The 22,577-nt window shown below is 51.2% G+C and carries 14 protein-coding genes; 3 read left to right on the top strand and 11 right to left on the bottom strand.

The genetic code is table 11. The features are described from left to right. Positions 1–307 precede the first annotated feature (307 nt). From nagB to BW972_RS15865, 9 genes are all read right to left on the bottom strand, one after another. Complete coding sequence (gene nagB, locus BW972_RS15825; protein ID WP_262502672.1) at positions 308–2,272, bottom strand: glucosamine-6-phosphate deaminase; 1,965 nt, start codon at positions 2,270–2,272, stop codon at positions 308–310. Then, entirely contained in the window at positions 2,269–3,522 is a 1,254-nt protein-coding gene (locus BW972_RS15830) for an ROK family transcriptional regulator (protein WP_076422823.1), read from the bottom strand. The genes nagB and BW972_RS15830 overlap by 4 nt, the downstream gene beginning before the upstream one ends. Positions 3,523–3,835: 313 nt before the next feature. Next, entirely contained in the window at positions 3,836–5,044 is a 1,209-nt protein-coding gene (locus BW972_RS15835) for a C40 family peptidase (RefSeq protein WP_076422824.1), read from the bottom strand. Positions 5,045–5,127: 83 nt separating this feature from the next. After that, positions 5,128–6,387, bottom strand: a complete 1,260-nt coding sequence (locus tag BW972_RS15840) for a DUF819 family protein (protein ID WP_007653930.1) — start codon at positions 6,385–6,387, stop codon at positions 5,128–5,130. 96 nt (positions 6,388–6,483) lie between these two features. Beyond that, positions 6,484–7,551, bottom strand: a complete 1,068-nt coding sequence (locus BW972_RS15845) for an aminotransferase class I/II-fold pyridoxal phosphate-dependent enzyme (RefSeq protein WP_076422825.1) — start codon at positions 7,549–7,551, stop codon at positions 6,484–6,486. Beyond that, positions 7,551–8,570, bottom strand: coding sequence for a dipeptide epimerase (locus BW972_RS15850; RefSeq protein WP_200805487.1), 1,020 nt, complete (start codon positions 8,568–8,570; stop codon positions 7,551–7,553). The genes BW972_RS15845 and BW972_RS15850 overlap by 1 nt, the downstream gene beginning before the upstream one ends. A gap of 264 nt (positions 8,571–8,834) precedes the next feature. After that, a complete protein-coding gene (locus BW972_RS15855) occupies positions 8,835–10,184 on the bottom strand; it encodes a D-alanyl-D-alanine carboxypeptidase/D-alanyl-D-alanine-endopeptidase (RefSeq protein ID WP_076422826.1) in 1,350 nt (449 codons plus the stop codon). A gap of 14 nt (positions 10,185–10,198) precedes the next feature. Then, the gene (locus BW972_RS15860; RefSeq protein ID WP_076422827.1) at positions 10,199–10,732 is read right to left on the bottom strand and encodes a hypothetical protein; all 534 of its coding nucleotides are present in this window, start codon (positions 10,730–10,732) and stop codon (positions 10,199–10,201) included. Positions 10,733–10,813: 81 nt separating this feature from the next. Then, a complete protein-coding gene (locus BW972_RS15865) occupies positions 10,814–11,728 on the bottom strand; it encodes an N-acetylmuramoyl-L-alanine amidase (RefSeq protein ID WP_076422828.1) in 915 nt (304 codons plus the stop codon). Between the two features lie 758 nt (positions 11,729–12,486). Between BW972_RS15865 and BW972_RS15870 the strand changes: the two genes are divergently transcribed. From BW972_RS15870 to BW972_RS15880, 3 genes are all read left to right on the top strand, one after another. Continuing rightward, positions 12,487–15,534 carry a serine hydrolase domain-containing protein gene (locus BW972_RS15870; RefSeq protein WP_076422829.1) on the top strand — a complete coding sequence of 1,016 codons (3,048 nt, stop codon included), beginning with the start codon at positions 12,487–12,489 and terminating at the stop codon, positions 15,532–15,534. 90 nt (positions 15,535–15,624) lie between these two features. Next, positions 15,625–16,800 (top strand): acyltransferase family protein, encoded by a 1,176-nt coding sequence (locus BW972_RS15875; protein ID WP_076422830.1) that lies wholly within the window; start codon positions 15,625–15,627, stop codon positions 16,798–16,800. Between the two features lie 441 nt (positions 16,801–17,241). Then, positions 17,242–17,985, top strand: coding sequence for a DeoR/GlpR family DNA-binding transcription regulator (locus tag BW972_RS15880; protein ID WP_007653912.1), 744 nt, complete (start codon positions 17,242–17,244; stop codon positions 17,983–17,985). A gap of 74 nt (positions 17,986–18,059) precedes the next feature. Here the strand turns inward: BW972_RS15880 and BW972_RS15885 are convergent, their stop codons facing one another. Both BW972_RS15885 and BW972_RS15890 read right to left on the bottom strand, forming a co-directional pair. Further along, a complete protein-coding gene (locus BW972_RS15885) occupies positions 18,060–20,885 on the bottom strand; it encodes an FAD-binding and (Fe-S)-binding domain-containing protein (RefSeq protein ID WP_076422960.1) in 2,826 nt (941 codons plus the stop codon). 138 nt (positions 20,886–21,023) lie between these two features. Then, positions 21,024–22,550 (bottom strand): sodium:solute symporter, encoded by a 1,527-nt coding sequence (locus BW972_RS15890; protein WP_007653907.1) that lies wholly within the window; start codon positions 22,548–22,550, stop codon positions 21,024–21,026. Positions 22,551–22,577 lie beyond the last annotated feature (27 nt).

A 22,577-nucleotide genomic window follows, 5' to 3' on the forward strand; every position in this document is an offset into this window, starting at 1 on the left:
GACTTCATCCGGCATTGGGAGAAGAGACATTAGCTTGGTTTCGAAACTGATAAGCACCAGTCCTTTTCAGGAAAAAAAATCAAAATCCAGCTTCATTCTCTGAAGATGCATGGTTGAGCAATAAGGCATATTTCCAAAAAATCAAGCCTATGCAACTTGCAAACAAGATCCCTACAGGATGAAAAAATTAGAAAGAGGCAGCCCCTTGTTATAGTAAAGTCGGAAGCAGCTACTCTCGTCCGGATGATAAAAAAACAGCTAAAACAAAGCTAAGCAATTTGCTTCGTTTTAGCTGTCATTGGTCAAACTAGAATTTCCATTTCACGAAGGCTTCCATCGCTTCGTAGTTGGCAAGGCCCAGGTCGTCGTAGCTCTTGGCAGTTTCGCGGTTGCGCTCTTCGGCACGTACCCAGAACTCGCGGGCATCGTCTCCCGGGAACACCGGACGGTCCTTTTGAGACTGGTGCTTGAAGATGGCATTGCGCTTGCGTTCCACTTCCTGCGGCGACAGCGGCACGGCCATCTCGATCTCGTGGGTAGCGAACTCATGCCAGGCGCCGCGGTACATCCACAGCCAGCAGTCTTTGGCCCAGTCCTCTGTTTCGCGCAGGCGGGCAAGGGCGGCCAGCACAATATTGAAGCAGACAATGTGCGTACCATGCGGATCGGCAAAGTCGCCGGCGGCAAACACCTGGTGTGGTTTCACCTGCTGCAGCAATTCCATGGTCAGTTCCACGTCAATATCTGTCACCGGCTTCTTCACGGTTTTACCTGTTTCATAAAACGGCAGCGCCATGAAGTGGATATGGTCATCATCCAGACCAGCATAACGAGCGCCGGCAATGGCCTCACTCTTCCGGATAAAGCCTTTTACATCACGGATCTCCTGCGTATCGAGCTGGTTCGGCTGCTTGTTTTCAATAAAGCCGCGCATGTCTTCGTAAATGTTTTCCAGGTGATCCGTTTCCTGGCCGATGCTCTTGTTGAAGTCGATGGCAAACTCCATGTAGCGCAGCACATCGTCGTCCCACACGGCGGTGTTACCAGAAGTCTGATAAGCCACGTGCACGTCGTGCCCCTGGTCTACCAATCGGATAAACGTACCGCCCATGGAGATTACGTCATCATCCGGGTGTGGCGAGAAGATCACGACACGCTTGCGGGCAGGCTCGGCACGCTCCGGACGGCGCTTGTCGTCAGCGTTCGGCTTACCACCCGGCCAGCCAGTGATGGTGCTTTGCAGCTTGTTGAAGATATCGATGTTGATCTCGTAAGCAGTTCCTTTCTCGGTGATCAACTGCGCCATGCCGTGGTTATTGTAATCCTCCTCGGTCAGCTTCAGGATCGGCTTTTTCACTGTCTGTGACAGCCAGATTACCGCTTTTTTGATCAGGGCATCATCCCAAACGCAGTCTTTCACCAGCCATGGCGTGTTGAAGCGAGTCAGATCCGAAGCGGCGTCCATATCCAGCACAAACTCCACATTGTCAGACAGCTGCAGGTAGGTAGCCGGCACGTCGCTTGACATCTCGCCTTCCACGGCTTTCTTGATGATCGGCGCTTTCTTTCCGCTCCAGGCCATCAGGATGATCTCGCGGGCTTTGAAGATGGTACCGATGCCCATGGTGATGGCTTTGCGCGGCACGTTCTCCTTGCCACCAAAGTCACGGGAAGCATCGCGACGGGTCAGGTCGTCGAGCGTCACCAGGCGTGTACCTGAGTTTGGCGCAGAACCCGGCTCGTTGAAACCGATGTGACCTGTACGGCCTATACCCAACAGCTGCAGATCCAGTCCGCCTACGGCTTCGATCTTGCGCTCGTACTCCAGGCAGTAGTCATGGATTCTTTCCTGCGGCAGGGTGCCATCCGGTATGTGTACATTGTTTTTGTTGATGTCAATGTGGTCGAAGAGGTTCTCATTCATGAACGTCACATAGCTCTGCACCGCAGTCGGCTGCATCGGGTAGTACTCGTCCAGGTTGAAGGTGATCACATTGCGGAAACTCAAACCTTCTTCGCGGTGCAGGCGCACCAGTTCGGCGTATACCTTCACCGGCGTGGCACCAGTGGCCAGACCGAGCACAGCCTTCTCGTTGCGCCCCTGCTTGTATCGGATCAACTCCGCAATGCGCTGAGCCACTTTTACGGAAGCGACATATTCATCGGAGTAAACAGTAACCGGAAGCTTCTCAAATCGGGTTTCTTCCAGAAGATTTAATCGTGCCATTTTATTTGTGCTATAATGTGATGTTGTGTTTCGTTGTTCTGTTATTTAGTTGATTCAATGCGGTGCTCAAAAATGCGCTCCATCACCGTGGCCACCGGCCCCAGTATACCTGCCTGTGCCCCCAATTTGGAGAGTGCAATTTCAGTGCGTTCGCGCAGCTGCGTCATGCAGTACGTGTTGATCGATTGCTGTATCGGTGTGGTGAGGTACTGCCTCGCTTCGGCCATTTTGCCACCAATGATGATCAGTTCCGGGTTAAACAGCTGGATCAGCATGGCAATGCCTTTGCCCAGGTTTCGGCCTGTTTCGGCCAATATGTTTATGGCGTATTGGTCCCCTTCGTGTGCAGCCTGTATGATGGCCTGTGGTTCAATTTTCCCCGGTTCGTGGTCAGACAGCGCTTTAAGCAAAGTATCCTGCCCCGCCTGAAGCCCTTCGCGGGCCATACGTGCCAGCGCACTTCCAGAGGCCACCGTTTCCAGGCAGCCTCGCTTGCCGCAATGGCACAGCACGCCGTTGTCGATAAAAGGAATGTGGCCGAACTCGCCCGCAAAACCGGAGGTGCCTACACGCAGCTTGCCGTCCATGATGATGCCCAGACCGATACCCCAGTCCAGTGTGAGCACCAGTACGTCGCGTTTGCTCTGCGCAGCCCCAAATCGGTACTCCGCCAAAGTGATGCTTTTTACGTCGTTTTGGATGTAAACCGGCTTGCTGAACTTGAGGGCCAGCAGATCCTGCAACGGCGTTTTGTTCTGCCCCGTGAGCAAATAGGTATAGCTGTCACCTTCACGTGACGACACAAGTCCCGGCATGCTCAAGCCTATGCCCATCAGTTTATCTGTGTCTATACCTGCCGAAAGCACCAGGCTGTTGGCATGCTGGTACAACTCCTCAATAGCACTGATATCTTTTGAGAGATTTAGTGGAAAGGTATGGATACCGGTGATGTTGTTATTATTCCCATCGAAAATGGCCATGCGGGTGCTGAACTTTTCCATTTCAATGCTCAGCACGAAAAGAGAATTATTGCGCAGTCCATACAGCTCCGGCTTTCGCCCTCCTACTGATTCGCCACGCCCCTGCTTCTCCACCAGCCCTTCAGCCATCAATTCGTTTAGCAAAGCCATGGAAGTCGGTGAGCTGATATTGAAGCGGTTACAGATATCAGCGTTAGAGCGAGCGCCCTTTACATACAAGTGCCGCACGATCTTGATCTTCTGCAGATGCTTTTTCCGTTCCACGTGGTTCAGCTTCTCCAGATATCCTTCTTCCAGTGCCAGGAATGCGCTCATGCTATCAGTTTTGGTGTTATAATATAAAGTACGAGGATTAAGAGATTATATCCAAAAACTTTTATTAAATTTTTATTAAAGTATAAGCCAATCAAATAAAAAATAATTTAACAGCATACATTCATATTAATTTTTATCAAAACTAGATCTATTGCTAAGGGTTAAAACATCTCTTACCTATGTTGAATCCATATCCTGAGACTGTCCTCCCCCATCCGCATACAGGAGCCTCACAACACTGTGAAACCTCTCAGCAGCCACAAAAAAGGCAGTAGCTCTCGCTACTGCCTTTCCACTAACCTCTTGCTATACCTTATTCATACAGCGGCTTCTGACGCAAATCTACCAGCGTTGCTTCCGGGGATATACGCTTGGCACGCAGGAAGCGGGCCAGTTCGGAAGCATCATGGTTTTCAGCTGACGGATTCATGCTGTTGATACGTACACGTCCGGCGGAGTGAATGAATTCCTGATTCCCACCAATCCACATACCTACGTGCACCACACGCTCCGGCTTACCATCTTTGGCAGGTACGCCAAAAAACAACAGGTCACCCGGACGCAATTCGTCCCAACCCTTGTCAGTAGGCACCAACTCTCCAATGTGAATTTGCTGCGAAGCATCACGGGGCAATACCAGGCCGTTCATAAAGAAGATGGTTTTGGTAAAGCCGCTGCAGTCCATCCCTTTCACGGAAGTGCCGCCCCAAAGGTATGGCATACCCAACATTTCTTTGCTGGAAGCCACCAGGTTCTCCTCAGTCGGTTTACGGGTGGCTACCCACTCCTTGAAGTCCATGGCTTCGGCAGCAGACACAAATCCGGTTCGGCCATCCGGGAAAGCCACTTCATAGAAATCTTTCGTTTTGTTCTTCAACACCATCACGTCGCCATACACCATATCCGATACAATCGTAGCGTTCTTGTCTCCCGTGGCGTGCGCAAAACCATAGGTTTTGGTGTAAATCAGCTTTTTGCCCTGTTGCCACTTGTTAAAGGCGGTCTGATCCATCAGGGCTACGCCACCGTAATCTACCCAGGCCAGGTACTGGTCAGGCGTCTGCACCAGGTACCAGCCGTTTTGCTTTTTCCATACCTTGAGCGGCGTGCCCATTGTTGCCTGTGTGGCTAGTTCGGCTGAGTGCTTTGGCTGTGAGCGCAGGTTGGCAACCGAGATCGTTACGATAGCTTGGTGCTTACCTTCCAGTTCTGCTTCCGGCAGCACCTGTATACTGTCTACGAACGACACATTGGCCGCCTGCAGACGCTTGAGCAGATCCGCTTTGGCTTCCGGCATGTTGGTTTCGCCACGTAGCACCTTGCCATTAGGCTCCACATCAAACAGCGCCACACGTTTATCAGGGGCGAACTGCTGACGCACTGCATCAATGTGCACCTTTGCAGGAGAAGCAGCGGTAGCAGCGCTTGTGGTAGTTGCAGTTTCAGATGTCGTGGTTTGTGTGCCCGCACAAGCCGAAAGCACCAGTGGGAGCAACAACGCAAAAAGACTCTTTCTAATCATAGTATAGGTTTTAAAATGTGGGCAGGCGCCAGGGCCTGACAACAGCATTACATACTGAACATTAATACATTAACAATAATTCGCTACTCCGCCACGAGCTGCATGAGTATACCGGAGATATAAGCCCCATAGGTACCCACGGCATAACCCAATATAGAAAGCAGTACTCCAACAGGAGCCAGCGCCGGATGGAAGGCCGCCGCCACAATAGGAGCCGAAGCCGCACCTCCTACATTCGCCTGACTACCTACAGCCAGGAAGAAGAACGGCGCCTTTATCAGCTTACCCACAATGAACAGCAGCAACATGTGCATCGAGATCCAGATAATGCCCACCAGGAAAAGTCCCGGCTGACTCACGATGGCCGTCACATCCATCTGCATACCGATAGTCGCCACCAGAATGTAAAGGAATATACTGGCAACACGCGAAGCACCCGCCCCTTCCAGGTTACGGGCTTTAGTAGTAGACAAAAGCATCCCGAACGTAGTGGCCAGCACCACAAGCCAGAAGAAGCCGGATGTCAAGCTGAAACGAGCCAACTCTGGTGCATTCGCCTCAATCCAGGGAGCGATAATATCCGCAAAGAAGTGCGCGAGCCCCGTCAGACCAAATCCTATACCTGCTATCAGCATCAGATCAGGCATGGAAGGCACCCGCATGATACTCTTGCGGTATTGCTCAATCTTATTCTTCAGGTTAGTTACAGCCGAACTGTCGGCCTTAAAGAAAGCGTCTATCTTTTCTGATCTTCCTGATCCGTACAACAATACTGCCATCCAGATGTTCGCCACGATCACATCCACGGCAATCACGGCAGAGAACAGGTTCGGGCTAGGCTGGAAGATTTCGTACATCGCCAATTGGTTGGCACCACCGCCAATCCAGCTGCCTGCAATGGTCGTCAGTCCGCGCCACACAGCGTCAGGCCCCGCTCCTCCCACCACATCGGGTGCAAAAGTGGAGACAATCAGAATCGCCAATGGACCACCGATCACAATGCCGACGGTACCGGTAATGAACATGAGTCCCGCTTTGTGGCGCAGCTTCCATATCTCTTTCAGGTCGAGGCTGATGGTAAAGAGCACCAAACTCGCTGGCAACAAGTAGCGCGACGCCATCCCGTACAGGGCTGAGGTTTCTCCGGAGATGATGTTCAGGGAGTTCAGCAAACTCGGAATAAGGTAACACAGCAAGAGTGAGGGCACCACCGAGTAGAATTTCTTAAAGACAGTGCGTTCGCTGGATGATGTCTTAAATATGATCGCTAATATGACGACGAGAATGCCCAGCACAACGGCATCGTTGGTGATCAGAGGTGCTGCGGCGTTAGTTTCTTCCATGAAGTGGTGTAGTAGTCGTAAATAAATTTCTTTTTGTTAAAGTAGCTGCTCTTACTGGTTCTAAACATAGCACATGGCCCTGCTAACCAAGCAACATCATACCTGAGCAAACTGATTAATCAACCCCGTTAATCGTTGTATATCCTCCTCCCGATGCGCGCTGCTCAGGATCACCCGCGTGATCGGATCATCAGCTGGTGTCGGATACCGGAAGCTGGAGATGATCACCCCCTGCTCCTGCAGGTATGGCGCCATGCGATGGTCATGCACCCCGAATACCGGGTATCTTTCAAAGTAACTGAATTGATCCGGTCGCTCCAAATGCTGCAGGAAAAGGACAATGTTTGAAAACAGCTTCTGCCGCGCTTCCTTAAACAAGGACTCGCATCGCAAAAAGGCATACAGGTAGGCAGGTATAGCCGGAGATGCGCCACCGAAATAATGGCTGTGCCGCAGCTTATCCACCAGCTCTTTATCCCCCAGCACCACTCCGGCAGGTATACCCAAGGCCTTCCCCATCGAACTCGCCACCACCAGTTGCACATTAGCCTGCAGACGGGCTTTCAGCTGCGCGAACACACCGGCTCCGTCCTCCCCCGTCACTCCAAATCCATGCGAATCGTCCACGATCAGCGTGATCTGCTTGTCTGTGGGCAAAGCACTTAGCCAGCTGAAACCGTGGTTGCGGGCTTTGAGCGAATCGAGGGAGTTGCAGACCAGGATAATGTGCTCGTACTTTGACTCCCTCACTTGCTCCAGCATAGGGCCTACCCAAGCATCGTAATCGCCCGTGACTTCGTCGGAAGTGCTGCGCCAGAGGGCCGGGTGCGTGTTGGGGGCGTAAATGAAGTGTCCGCTTCCCTGCAAAGTCTGCACCAGCGCCTGCCCGGCAAGATAGCCCGACGACATCGTGAAAGCAGCTTCGGCTCCGGTATACCTGGCCAGATACTCCTCCGCCTCCTCAAAAACCCGCAACTGTAGATTCGAGTTGCGAGAGCTGGAGTAGTTGGTACCGTAGCGGGCCATCCCTTCCAGCACGCAGTTCCTGAATTGCTCGTTCACAGGTATACCAAGGTAGGAGGTCCCGCTGAAAAACAGGAACTCCTCTCCGTCTACCACCAGGGTGCGGCCCGGCAGTTGGTTTGTGTATACCTTGTTGGCCATTATGCTATAAGAGCGGCGCCGGTACCGTTCACATTTTCGCTATAACTTACCTTGCCTTGCTCGATGGTCACGCCAGTGGCGATGTCTTTGCTCAGCAACAGGGCGCCGTCCATGTCCACGTAATCGAGCATCGGCAACAACTGCGCAATGGCCGATATACCCACGCTGGACTCAGTCATGCAGCCCACCATCACTTTCATACCCAGGCTCTTGGCCTCGGCAATCATACGACGGGCAGGCGTCAGTCCACCGCATTTCACCAGCTTGATGTTCACGCCATGGAACAGGCCGTGGCACTTGGATACGTCAGACTCAGTAATGCAGCTTTCGTCGGCGATCAGGGGCAGTTCGGAGCGCTCGTATACCTGCTTCATGCCTTCCAGATCATCGGCCTTCATGGGCTGTTCGATGAACTGCACGCCTAGTTCCTTCAGCTGCTTTGAGTTCTCAATGGTTTCTTCCATACCCCAGGCGCAGTTGGCGTCCACACGGAAAATGGCGTCGGTGTGCTTGCGCAGTTCCTTGATGATGGCCACGTCTTCTTTCGTACCCAGCTTGATCTTGTAAAGCGGCCACGGCATTTCCTGCAGCTTCTTCACCATATTCTCCACTGTATCGATACCGATGGTGTAGTTGGTGAGCGGCATGTTCTTCGCCTCCAAGCCCCAGATCTTGTAGAGCGGCTGGCCCTTCATTTTGCCGAACAGGTCATTGGCAGCCAGGTCCAGTGCGCAGAGAGCAAAGGGATTGTCGGTCAGGTGTGGCTGCATTTGTGCCCAGAACTCCTCCGGCGAAGTCAGCTCCGTAGATTCGATTTGCTCGCGGATATTCTCCAGCGCTGCGGTCATGCTCTCGATGGTGAAGCCGTAGTACGGGTTGCTGGTCGCCTCGCCATAGCCTTTGTGCTCCCCGTGCTGCAGCTCCACGATCATGGTCGGCTGCACATCGCGTGAGTCGTAGGAAATGGTGAAGGTATGCCGTAGCGGCAGGTCAAAAGAGCGTATCGTTAGTTTCAACATAGTATTGGTTTGTTTGTAAGGTACAGGTTGTTAATTGTTGGTTGTTGTTTTTGTTAAAAAAGTCTCAATTGCCTTCGCTCGCGTCCCGCGAGTGTGAGCTATCAGGTGGACTATGCCGCTTTAATTTCTACGCATGGCGCGAGCGTCCTCGCTCGTGACGACTATTGCGGGGCCTCTGGCCCCATTTTATTCAAAGCGGCCAGAGGCCCCTCTATAATAAACACGAGCGAGGACGCTCGCGCTATAAAGGACTTCCTATTTATACTAATACTTCTCGTGCACCTCCGTCATAATCCGCTCCATGGCGTTTCTTATTTCCGACGAAGATGTTTTAAAGTTGTTATTCATAAAGCTGTACATCAACAGTTTGCCGCTCTTCGTGATGATATAACCGCTTTGGTTGTGTACGTGCGAGAGCGTGCCGGATTTGCCAAACACGAAAGGCACTTCTGCTTTGTAGATGTTCCGGAACGTGCCTGGTCTGCCTCCGACGGCCAGCATAGGCAGCAACTTTTCTCTTGGACGCTCAGCATGCAGTTTCTGCAACAGCGCAATGATGCTGCGTGGCGTGAACATGTTCATGGAAGACAGACCTGATCCATCAATCCATACCGGCGCATCCTGCAAATCGGACAAGTAAGTTTTCACGGCATACTTGATAGCCCGCTCTACTGACAGGGTATCCGAAAAAGTACCGGAGCTCAGCATCATTAACTGCTCAGCCATCAGGTTATCGCTCACCTGCAGCATGCGCTTAAATACGGTATCGGCGGGCAAACCGTACAAGATCTGGCCACCAGCAGGTATAGGACGCTTTACCAGTTTTACAGGGCGTTTCAGGGTGTCCGCCAGTAGCTGCACCGTCAATTCAGGCGAGGTAATGAAAGGCACTTCCTGTGAAAAGGCAATGGCAGCACGCTTCGGGTTGTAGGCGATATCATTGGTACGCCATGCCCTGCGGAAGGTGTCGCGGTGGGCGTTTTTGGAGGTGTCAGGTTTAACGTGCTTCTGAAAAAAAGCCGGGGTGGTGGTATAGGCCGAGGTGCTGTCTTTTTTAAACTTCACGATGTTGCCGTGAATCGGAAAAGGGCTACGCTCCGGCTGGTAGTAGTAGTTGTAATCGTCCCAGCCCCAGTTGGTGGCGAAGGGCGTACTGGTCATGGGCGCTTCGATGTAGTAGAGTTTCTCTTTGCGGTTTTTCAGGAAATCGTAGGCGATGTTGTTCTGCAGGTCCATGTGCGTGTAGGTTGGATCGCCGGTACCCCAGAAAATCAAAGAGTCGCCTTTAGCTACATACTTGAGGGCAGGTATAGAATCGCCCAGCATTTTGGAGGCCGCATAAAACGTGAACAGCTTGGTGTTAGAGGCCGGCACAAAATACTTGTCGGCATTGTGCTCCACCACCGCCTTGCCCAGCTCCGGGTCGTACAGCACAAAGCCCACAAAGCTCTGTTGCAAGGCCGCCACCTCCATCACCTGCCGCTGAATCTCCGCTGGTCCATAAGGCGCAGGCGTTTCCGCCACAGGTTTGGCTGCGCTACAGCCGAGCAGGTAGAGCAAGCTGAGACAAGGTATAAGGCGTAAGGTATAGCGGGTGAGTAGGGGTCTGGTCATGGGTGGTGTCTGGTTTATTTACACAGATTCTCTAAAGGGAGCTTTGCCATTATAATTCTGTCGGGAGCATACTTATTCGTATCCTCAAAATCCAGACAAAACTCAATAGCGTAGCCAAGTGTTTTATCAGCAAAAAGAGAGGTTCCTCCATATGTCTCAAATTTATCCGGGTCCAGATTAAGCGTGAATAAATACTCAAGTTCTCTATGGACCTTAGGCAGATCATCGGCTGAAACGTAAAAACCGAAGCCTCCTGATGGTATCTCTCCGCCTAGTAACTTATCAATAATTTTGGGCTCTCTTGAGTAGTAATTGATAGTAAGTGTGCCTATAGAAGAGTCAGAAATGCTTTCCGGGGAAGGGATCGCAATTGGAATTAATTCTATTGCCCCATCTTGATCAGTACCTGATACTAATAGCAGATAGTCTTTCCCGTCTTCTCGATAAAGAAAGCAATCGCCAAACTGATAATCGCCAGCAAAGTCTCTGTACGAAACCTGAACATTGCCACTACTCTCCTCAAATTCTGATAGACTTTTTCGGGACATGCAACTAGTAGTTAAGCTTAGTATTAGGATTAAGAGCAAGTATCTGTTCATCTTTTGTCAGGCGGTTATCCCCTCCCCAATTTACAAATACTTCTGATACAGGTTGTAAAGAATCAGTTTCTCATCCTCTGTCAAGGGTGCATTCACATCAGTCTGAATGAAGTGAATCTTAAAGGCACGTACGGCAGCTTCGGGATTGCGCACATCATAACCGATGATGCGCAGGGCGTCAAGTGGGTTGAAGTGCTCGGGCAGCGTATACTTTGGTACCGTCTCCATCACCAGCAAAGGACTTTGATCACCTTCACCACCTACAGGAACCTCGCGCAACACTTGTTCTTTCTCCAGCACATCTTCGTCAAACCATAGTCCAAAGCCGTTGTCGGCCAATGTCTTCCAAGGGAATAGCGGACTCGGGTCTACCTTACGCACCGGGGCGATGTCGGCGTGACCGATGAAGTTTTCGGCAGGTATACCGTGCTCTTTTTTGAGCTTGCCCAGCACGGCGATCAGGCTGTTGATCATCTCCTCCGGGAAGGGTTCAGAGCCGTTGTTATCAAGCTCTATACCTATCGAAGACGAGTTAAGGTCGGTATTGCTGCCCCACCTGCTGTTGCCGCCATGCCAGGCACGCATGTGGTCGTGTAACATCTGGTATACCTTGCCATCACGACCGATCACATAGTGCGAACTCACCTTTGTAGAAGGCATCGTGAAAGTTTTCAGGGTATGCTCCGTGGAGTTCTGCGCCGTATGGTGGATGATCACGAAATTCGGCTTGCGCAGGTTAAAGTTTGTGGTACCTACCCAGTAGTCTCCCTGCGGATAGGTGTGCTCTCCATTGGGTGCCGCAGGTATAGCTCGCAGCGATTTGGCGTAAGCTTTGGCCTGCTTTTTATAGGACTTATTAGTTGCGCCGTAAGGGTTTGTGGCGCAGCTTGCCAGTAGGCCGCAGCCTAGTATCAGACTCAGTGCTTGCGTTAAAATGCGTTTCATGTTGTGTTTACTTGTTCAGTAAATGTATAAAATCAATTTGGCTATACCTGTCGGTGCTGTTTATACCTATTCATACCGCCAGTTTAGCAAAGCGTAACTTGTGGTAGCACATAGGGCCAGTTTATAGCTGGCGTAGCGGCGGCTGTAGGTATAGCGACTTGTGTTGTTTCATTGCTTCGCCTGTGCGGCGGGCACTCACTTTTTGTCTTGACACAAAAATCGAGGCCCCCTACCCCCAGTAAGCAAAAAAGTCAAGACGCTCCAAATCGAGGGCCCCTTCCCCCACTCGCTGAACGCTCTCGAAAGGGGGCCCCCTTCACCCCCAACAGTGGAGCGTCAAAAAGTGCACCTGGCTAATGCTGACTGTTTCATTGCTCAAGTGCGAGTTACCTTTTCAATGCGTACCTGAGGTCTATAATAGAAACTACAGCGCTTTTAAATTCCACAACTGCAATACCCAAAGTCCCCCTTAGAAGGGGGCAGGGGGATGACAATCGTGCACAAATTCCATTCGAGCGCACAGAGGTTTCCCTCTCGAGAGGGGCAAGACTGTGTTAATTATGCACCTCCATCATACCCAAGCCCATACCTATAGGTATACCCGCCGCAACATCGTATATTTGACAATAATCCTTTGCTTGACGCCTCTAATATTGCTTTTATTTGCAGGAATTTAAAAAATTACCGCAAATAAAAATACATATACCTGAAAACTGTTAAATTGCAGTATATCTGATATTACAAAAACCTATATCACCTTGAAACCATCCTATTACTTCTCGTTGGCCTTTGTTCTGGTGCTGATTTTCGGCACAAACAACCTGCAAGGCCAGACCAACAAAGCAAAAACAAGCAAGGCTGCCGCTAAGAAAGCAACTGCTACCAGCTATACACCGGGCCGTGATGCTGAATTCCTGCAGTACGTGAACAGCCGCTGGGTTGACTCTGTCATGAAAACCCTAACACCCGAAGAGCGCATCGCTCAACTGATCTCGATTCCGGTGTACTCCAACAAGAACCAGGCGCACATCGACTCGATCAGCAACATCGTGAAGACCTATAAAGTTGGCGGCATGATCTTCTTCCAGGGAGGTCCGGTGCGTCAGGCTAAAATGACCAACCGCTACCAGCAGGAAAGCAAGGTGCCGTTGATGATATCCATTGACGGTGAGTGGGGTTTGGCCATGCGCCTTGACAGCACCATCCGTTTCCCATACCAAATGGCTTTGGGCGGCATCGACAACGAGCGCCTGATCTATGAGATGGGTGCCGAGATCGCCCGTCAGTGCCAGCGACTGGGCGTGCACGTGAACTTTGCGCCTACTGTTGATATTAACAATAACGCCAACAACCCCGTGATTGGCTTCCGCTCTTTCGGAGAAGAGAAGCATAATGTAGCCAGCAAGTCACTGGCGTACATGAAAGGCATGCAGGACAACCGCGTGTTGGCTAGCGCAAAGCACTTCCCAGGCCACGGTGACACCAACGTGGACTCACATTATGGTCTGCCGCTGATCAACTTCTCCCGCATTCGTCTCGACTCGATCGAGCTGCACCCATTCCGTGCCCTTATGGACAAAGGACTGGGTAGCGTGATGGTCGCGCACATGAACATCCCGGTGCTGGATAACACGCCAAACCTGGCCTCTACCCTGTCGAAGCCGATCGTGACGGACTTGCTCAAGAATGAGCTCAATTACAACGGACTGGTGTTTACTGATGCCCTCAACATGCAGGGTGTAGCCAAGTTCTATCCTCCGGGAGTTGTAGATGTGAAAGCTCTGATAGCTGGCAACGACGTGATGCTGAACACGATGGATGTGAAAACAACCATTCAGGAAGTAAAAAAGGCCATTGCCAACAAAGAAATCACGCAAGATGAGATTGACTTCCGCGTGCGCAAAGTGCTTGCCGCCAAACAATGGGTGGGCCTCGACAAGTGGAAACCGATCGAGACGAAGAACCTGATCGCTGACCTTAACAACCCGCATGCGCAATACCTGAACCGTCAGCTGACTGAAGCGTCGCTTACGCTGTTGCGCAACAAGAACCACATCCTGCCGATCCAGACGCTGGACACCTTAAAGGTAGCGGCACTGGCTATTGGCACGAAGAAAGAAACTGCTTTCCAGCGCGACCTTGCCCGCTATACCCAAGTGGACACCTTCTTCCTGCAGCCAACCAACTCTATCGAAGAACTGTTGGCTATGAAGGAGAAGCTGAAAGACTACGACCTGATCATCGCGGGTGTACACTCGCTTCAACTGAAGGCGGGCAGTAGCAATTTCGGTATCACCGCCGAGATGAACCTGTTCCTGAAAGAACTTATCCGTAACAAGAAAACCATCGTGAGCGTGTTTGGCAACGTTTACAGCCTCGCCGAAATGGAGAGTCTCGACAAAGCCGACGCCGTGATTGCCGCTTACCAGGAAAATGCCACCACGCAGGACCTTGTTTCACAGCTGATATTTGGAGGTATAGGCGCTACAGGCAAACTGCCGGTTACAGTGAGCAATGCCTTCAAGATCGACGACGGTTTGCTGACCAGAGGCGGCTGGCGTATGGCTTACTCCATGCCGGAGGCCGTAGGTCTAAAGTCACAGGACCTGGCAGGTATAGACTCGCTTGTGCATCAGGCTATCCGTGAAGAGGCTGCCCCAGGTGCCCAGGTACTCGTGGCCAAAGACGGCAAAGTGATCTATCACAAAGCTTTCGGATACCATACCTACGACAAGGAGCAACCGGTTCGTGTTGACGATATCTACGATCTTGCATCTGTGACTAAGATCAGTACCTCCATGGCCGCGCTGATGCGCCTGAAAGGAGAAGGCCGCTTCGACGAAAACCAAACACTGGGCACTTACCTGCCAATGGCTGCCGGCACGAACAAAGCCGACCTGAACTACCGCGACATCCTCACGCACCAAGCCCGCCTGAAGTCCTGGATTCCGTTCTGGAAAGAGACCGTGAGGAAAAACGGTAACTTCAAGTGGCGTACGTTTAAGGCGGATTCTACAAGAAGATTCCCCATCAAGGTAGCCAACAACCTGTACATCCACCGCAAGTACGCCGAAAAGATTTACAAGGAGATCATGGAGTCGCCGCTGAACGAAAAACCAGGCTATGTATACAGCGACCTCTCGTTTATCCTGGCTCCGAAAGTAGTAGAGAACATCACAGGCGTGGGCTTTGAGACATACCTGCAGAACATGATCTACAAGCCGATCGGTGCGACAACTTTGACCTTCAACCCATACAAACATTATCCGGCCTCCCGTGTAGTACCAACCGAGTTTGAGCCGCACTTCCGCAAGCAGCTTCTGCATGCCACTGTGCACGACGAAGGCGCTGCCATGCTGGGCGGTGTGAGTGGTCACGCTGGTCTGTTCGGTAACTCCAACGACGTAGCTAAGCTGATGCATTTATACCTGAACGACGGCCTGTATGCCAACAAGCGCTACATCGGCGAGAACGTGGTGAAGGAGTATAGCAAGTGCCAGTTCTGCGATCAGGGCAACTACCGCGCCCTCGGCTTCGACCGTCCGGCCAAACCGGGTGCTCAGAATAGCAACGCCGCTCCGAGTGCTCCGGTGGAGAGCTTCGGTCACTCAGGTTTCACGGGCACCTATACCTGGGTTGACCCGGTGAACAACCTGGTGTATGTGTTCCTGAGCAACCGTGTGAACCCGACCCGCGAGAACAACAAGCTGAGCAAACTCAATACCCGCACCGGTGTGCTGCAAGTGGTGTACGACGCCATGGGCAAGAGCAAAGAGAAACAGCCTGCAGAAGCTTCTGTGAATTAAAATATAAGGTATAGCCGTCCCGGGTAAAAACGGGGCGGCTATCTTTTTATACCTCCCCGAAACACGCTATACCTTAACCGCCTTATACCCATGACTAAACTCTCGACAGCCCCTCCCCTGACAGACGCTGGTTTACTCAGACCGCAAACGTATGAGCGTTACCTTTCACTCGACGTGCTCCGTGGCCTTACCATTGCATTGATGGTGGTGGTAAATAACCCCGGCAGTTGGGGCAGCATTTACGCCCCTTTCAAGCATGCTGCCTGGCACGGCTTTACGGTCACCGACCTGGTGTTTCCGTCCTTCCTGTTTGTGGTAGGCAATGCCATGAGCTTCAGTATGCGCAAATTCGAGACGCAGCCGGACAGTGTGTTCCTGCGCAAGGTCCTCAAGCGTACGGCCCTTATCTTTCTGATCGGTTTGTTCCTGAATTTGTTTCCATTCGTAATGCGCAATCCGGAAGGGGCAATCGTGATGAAAGATTTCACGGCGGTTCGTATTATGGGCGTACTGCAGCGTATAGCGCTTTGCTATTTCATTGCATCACTGGCGGTGCACTATTTAAAATTCAAGGGAGCTGCCATTTTCAGTGTGGTAGTACTGTTGGGATACTGGGCTGTGATGTACTTCTTCGGTGATGCTGCTGATCCGTACAGTCTTGCTGGCAATGCCGCCCGCAAGTTCGACGACCTGATCATACCTGAAACCAACCTCTACAAAGGCTTCGGCATACCTTTCGACCCGGAAGGATTGCTGAGCACACTGCCAGCCACTGTGAATGTGATCGCCGGTTACTTTGCAGGTCTGTTTATCCAGAAAAACGGCAACAACCTGAGCACCGTCTTCAAGCTGATGGTGGCTGGCGCCATACTAGTAGCTATGGCACTGGTTTGGGATATTTACTTCCCGATCAACAAGCCGATCTGGACAAGCTCTTACGTACTGCACTCGGTTGGCTTGAGCGTGATGTTGATCGCTGGGCTGATGCTGGTGATCGAAGTGTTGGGCTTTGTAAAGTGGTCCTACTTCTTTGAAGCCTTCGGCAAAAATCCGCTCTTCATCTTCGCTTTTGCCACACTGGTCATTAAGCTGCTTAACTTCATCCGAATAGATGACATGAGCTTGCAGAAGTGGCTTTATACCCATCTTTTCCTGAGTTGGTCCGAAGGGAAAACAGCTTCACTCCTGTTCGCACTAGGCTATATGCTAACCATGTGGGTAATCGGCTTCTGGATGGATAAGAAGAAGATTTATGTGAAGGTGTAACAATTTACAATTCCTGACTTTGAAAGCCTGTCCCTTAAGTGGGGCAGGCTTTTTTTGTCTGAATCAGGATTTTCAGGATTTAAAGATTAACAGGATTTCGACAGGGACAGGTCGCGACCGACTACTGCATACTTAAGAAACGTTGAACACAAACTGTCATTTCGAATGTAATGAGAAACCTGAATTCTTTGAGATTAGTGGTAATTCTTCAGATTTCTCCCTAGGGTCGAAATGACAGTAAAAACGCTTTAGTTGACGAAATTGGATCGTGGCCTGTCCCTACATATTAAACATTCAATTCCAGAAATCCTGCCAATCCATGGGGTAGAAGCATTCTTAAATACCAAAAATCCTTGGGGTTGGGGCCCTATTTAAAGATCCCGACTACATATTTTCAGAAAAAAATCTATATTTGATTTTTACAGATTAAACACGACCAGAATGCTTAAGGAAGAACGGCAGGCTTTTATCATAAAGCAGATCAATCTGCACAACAAGGTGCTTTCATCAGATTTGAGTTTGAAGCTCAATGTATCGGAAGATACGGTTAGAAGAGACTTGAACGAACTGGCAGAAAGCGGCCAGATTCTGAAGGTACATGGTGGCGCTTTGTCGAAATCCTTCCATTACCCATTCAGTCAGTCGGAGGTATACGCCAAAGAGTCGAAAAAGGAAATTGCCCGCAAGGTAATTGACCTGCTAAAAGACGGCATGAGCATACTGGTAGGCGGCGGCACCACTATGATCGAAGTAGCCCGTATGATTCCGGATACCCTGCGCTGCACCTTCTTTACGGTAAGTCCGTTGGTAGCATTGGAGTTGGCAGAGCGTCCGAATATCAACGTGATCCTGCTGGGCGGACAGCTCTCCAAAAACTCCCACATCATGATCGGTGCCCAGGTGGTAAACCAGCTTTCTGAGATCAAAGTGGATCTCTGTATACTCGGCACCAACTCCCTCTCCGTAGAAGACGGCCTCACTGATTCTGACTGGGAAGTAGTGCAGGTAAAGAAAGCAATGATTCGATCTGCTAAGAAAACCGCTATCATGAGTATAGCCGAAAAACTCGGCTCCGACCAGAACATGAAAGTATGCGATCTCAACTCAATTCACTACCTGGTGACAGATCTGAATCCTGAGGACGCAAGTCTGAGAGAGTATGCAGCAGTAGTCGAAACAGTCTAAGAAACCATACACAGCATAAACAAAGAGGCCCGTCACTTGAACGGGCCTCTTTGTTTTGTGATGAAATAGACTTTTTACAAACACTCATCCAGCAGATAAACAATTGACTCGTAGTTACGACCAACCGCCTCCGTCATGGCCATTTCGCAGGTCTTACCGGAAGAGTAATACCCATCATACTCCCGTTGCTTCACCTCCGCCGCTTCTGGCGCAGTGGCAGATGCTGTTAGCTCCGGCACCAGGAATCCACGGTCGCCGGCCATACCGCAGCAACCGGCGTGCATCGGTACCGTTACTTCTTCGGCCAGCTGTCTGGCTATACTTACAAAGCATCCTTCCAATCCCATCTTCTGCAGGGAGCAAACCGGGTGTAGTACTACGTTTGCCTTCTTACGCTGCACAGTGGCTTTCGGGAGGATGAAATCGGCAATGTAGTCAATGCTGTCGATGATCTTGATGCTATCGAACTTCTGTTTGTTCTCGGCGGTGAGCACCGGACGGCAGTTCTGCAAAGTTTGGGTGCAGGAAGTAATGTCGAGTACCAGCGGCAGACGGCCTTTATCTGTCCATTGCCATACCTTCTCTATTGTTTCGTTGGCGGTGTAGGCGAATGCCTTGCTGTATCCTTTCGAAGAAAAGATCTGTCCGCAGCAGGCGCCTTGTACATCCTGCGGAATTGTAAACTTCAGCCCTACCTTATCTGATACACTTTTGAACGTGTCAATGATGTTTTTCTTACCTGACTCAGCGGCACCCATGGTACGCGAAATACAGGTCGGGAAGTAGACCACAGCGGCTTCTGCTACAGGAGCTGTCGCATAGGCAATGGATTTGGCTATACCTGGGGCGGGCGCCAGTTGCTTTGTCCAGAGCGGGAAAGATGGGATCATGTCTTTCACCTCCTCTGTCAGCCTTGCGACAGTATTGGCTCCCAGGAGTTTGTTCACACCCGCACCTGCCTGCAGACCGAATTTAACAGTCGCGGCAACGGGTTTAAAGTTCTTGGCTACCATCAGTGCCACCTGATTTGCCAGTTCGCTGTGATTCTCGCGGCGGAGGCGTTTCACCAGATCGCCGGTGTTGATGTCAACCGGGCAGGCGGTGGCGCAGAGGCCATCGACGGCGCAGGTATCCAACCCGTCGTATTGATATTGGTTAAGCAGTTCTTTGTGCTCTTTCTTCTTTCCTTTGCGTTGCAGGTTGAGCAGTTCGCGGCGCACCACAATGCGCTGACGCGGTGTGAGAGTGATGTTGCGGCTCGGGCACTTGTGTTCACAGAAACCGCATTCCATACAACGGTCCACTTCCTCCTCTACCTTTGGCAAGTCCTTCAGGTTCTGAATGTGCGCATTCTGGTCATGGTTGATGATCACGCCGGGATTTAGCAGGTTCTCCGGATCCACCACCTGTTTGAGCGCCTTCATAATGCGGTATACCTCTGGCCCCCATTCTGTTTCCACAAACGGCGCCATGTTACGACCTGTACCGTGCTCGGCTTTCAGGGCGCCTTCGTATTTCTTCACCACCAGCTTCACCACTTCTTTCAGGAAGCGGTCGTAGCGGGTGACTTCGGCAGGTGTGTCAAAAGCCTGTGTGACAACAAAGTGAATGTTGCCGTCCTTGGCGTGACCGAAGATGATGGCGTTGAGATAGCCGTGTTTACGGAAGAGCTCCTGCAGGTCGAGTATGGCATCACCAAGTTGTGCAACCGGTACAGCTATGTCTTCGAGCAACACGGTGCTACCGCTGGCCCGCACAGCCCCTACGGCCGGGAACATCCCTTTGCGTACCTTCCACAGCAAGCCCTGTTCGATCGGGTCGGTTGTGAAAACAGGTTGCTCCAGCAAAGCCAGCTCCGGCGACAGCGCCATAAATTTCAGAATCTTCTCCTGCACCTCTTCGTGCGTGTTCGCCTGGAACTCTACCAGCAAAGCTGCCGCGGTGTCGGGTAAGGTCTTGATAACGGCCGGAACGCCTGCCATGTGCTCGATGGAGCGCAGCGAAGCACGGTCCATCAACTCGACGGCCTCGGCACCTGCCTCCGTCAGCGGCACAATGGCCTGACAGGCGGCATAGATATCGGGAAAGTATAGTAGCGCTGTTGACTTTGCCGGATAATCAGGCACAGTTTGCAATACGGCCTCAGCAATGAAGCCGAGCGTACCTTCTGCCCCGATCAGCAAATGCGCCATGATATCGAGCGGGTGCTCGTAATCGATGAACGCGTTGACGGAGTAGCCGACCGTATTTTTGGTCTTATACTTGTGCCGGATCAGGTAGTGCAGCTCCGGGTTGTTTCGAATCTGCTGCTTGATCTTTTGAAGTGTCAGGTATAGCTCAGGACATTCCTCGCTGAAGCGCAGGTAGTCGATCTGTTTTTCGGTGGTGAAACATTGGCCGCTGGGCAGCACAAAGCTGATGTACTTCGTGGTATGGTAGGAGTTCTTGCTCACACCACAGCACATGCCGCTGGCATTATTTGAGAGGATCCCACCCATCATGGCTGAGTTGATACTGGCCGGGTCCGGACCGATCTTGCGCTTAAACGGACGTAGATGCGCATTCACGATGGCACCAATCACGCCGGGCTGCACACGTACCTGAGCCCCCTCGTTTTCTACCTGCACTTTGTTCCAGTACTGACTCAGGTCAACCAGTACACCATCGGTAATGGACTGACCCGACAAACTGGTACCAGCTGTACGGAACGTGAGGGGCACCTTGTGCTGGTGCGAAAAAGCAAATAACTGTTTAACCTCCTCCTCCGACACCGGCTGCACCACAGCCTTCGGCCTAAGGTAGTAAAAGCCTGCGTCAGAAGCGTAGGACACGACATCGATCAGGCGTGCCCGAATGCGCGCTTTTGGCAAAACACTCTCCAAAAGCAATGCTATATTCATAAGCATGAGTACAAAAGAACTTTAGATAAAGGACAAAAGACTGTCCCACTCAATGTTTTCTTAGTTAAGAAAACACTTACGATGTTTCAATTTCGCACTTACCTGAGGTATGACCGTTCACACATTACAGGTATAAGCTTAATAAGTTGTCTGTTTTACTTTAGGGCCACGTTCGGCTTCCTCCAGGGCGTCCATCATCATGCCGCCACCTGGTTTGCTTGTTACCAGCAACAGGATGAATGTGATGGCAGCATTCACCACAATCAGTTCAAAACCCATGGCATAACCAGTCCACTCCACAGAGTTGCTATCCAGAATATAAGTCAGCACAGGTGAAATCACGCAGACGTACGGCACCAGTTTGTCAGCCACGGCACGTTTGTTAGCCATGCCGAAAGCAAACAAGCCCAGCAACGGACCATAGGTATAGCCGGCCGCTTTGAAAATCGCGTTCACCACTGAGTCATCGTTGATGATCTTGAACACGAGGATAACCAGCAGCATGACTACTGAGAAACCAATGTGCACCATGTGGCGGGTGCGGATCAGTTTGATGTCGTCGTGGTTGGCTTTTTTGGTGAAGTTCAGAAAGTCCACGCAGAAAGACGTGGTAAGTGCTGTCAGCGCTGAGTCAGTGGTGGCAAACGTAGCTGCCGTAAGGCCGAGCATGAAGATGATGGCCGGGATCATGGCCATGTGGTTCAGGGCGATTTCTGGGAACAGGTGGTCAGGCGTAGCAAGCGCCGTTACGTCGATGCCATTGGCTTCTGCATAGATGTACAGCAAAGCACCTACACTCAGGAAGAAGATGTTGATCGATACGAAAACACCCGTAAACGTCAGCATATTCTTCTGCGCTTCGCCGATGTTTTTGCAGCTCAGGTTCTTCTGCATCAGGTCCTGATCCAGGCCTGTCATGGCAATGGTCACAAAAATACCGCCGATAAAGTGCTTCAGGAAGTGGCTCTTCGTACCCAGGAAATCCTCCCAGAAGAACATCTTGGAGTAAGAGCTGTTTTTCACCGCCTCAAAGGTCTGCACCACGTTCAGGTCGAGGCTGCTGGCGATAAAGATGATCGAGAAAATAACCGACGACACGATGAAGAGCGTCTGCAGGGTATCGGTGATTACGATCGTTTTAAGACCACCCTTGTGGGTATAGAGCCAGATGAGAATCAAGCAAATAGCCACAGTAGCCACAAAAGGGACGTTCCAGGCATCGAAGATAAAACGCTGCAGCACAATAGCCACCAGGTATAGACGGAAAGCTGAGCCAATGGTACGCGACACCAGGAAGATCATGGCACCCGATTTATAACTCCAGTAGCCGAAGCGCTTCTCCAGGTAGGTATAAATGGAGATCAGGTTCATGCGGTAGTAGAGCGGCAGAAGCACAAAAGCGATCAGCACAAAGCCGACCGTGTTGCCAAGCACAAACTGGAAATAGCCGAAACTACTATTGACCACCGCCCCCGGCACCGAGATGAAAGTCACACCCGACAGAGCGGTACCGATCATACCAAATGCCACGAAGTACCACTTCGAGTTGCGGTTGGCGATAAAGAAACTGGAGTTGTCTGATGATCCTTTCGAAGTAAAGTAGGATATACCTATCAGCACCGCAAAATAGCCGATCAGAAAAGATAAAAGAACGATTGGAGACATAATAAGTTAATTAACCACCAGAGGATT

Source organism: Pontibacter lucknowensis, from assembly GCF_900156415.1.
In the GTDB taxonomy this organism is placed as follows: domain Bacteria; phylum Bacteroidota; class Bacteroidia; order Cytophagales; family Hymenobacteraceae; genus Pontibacter; species Pontibacter lucknowensis.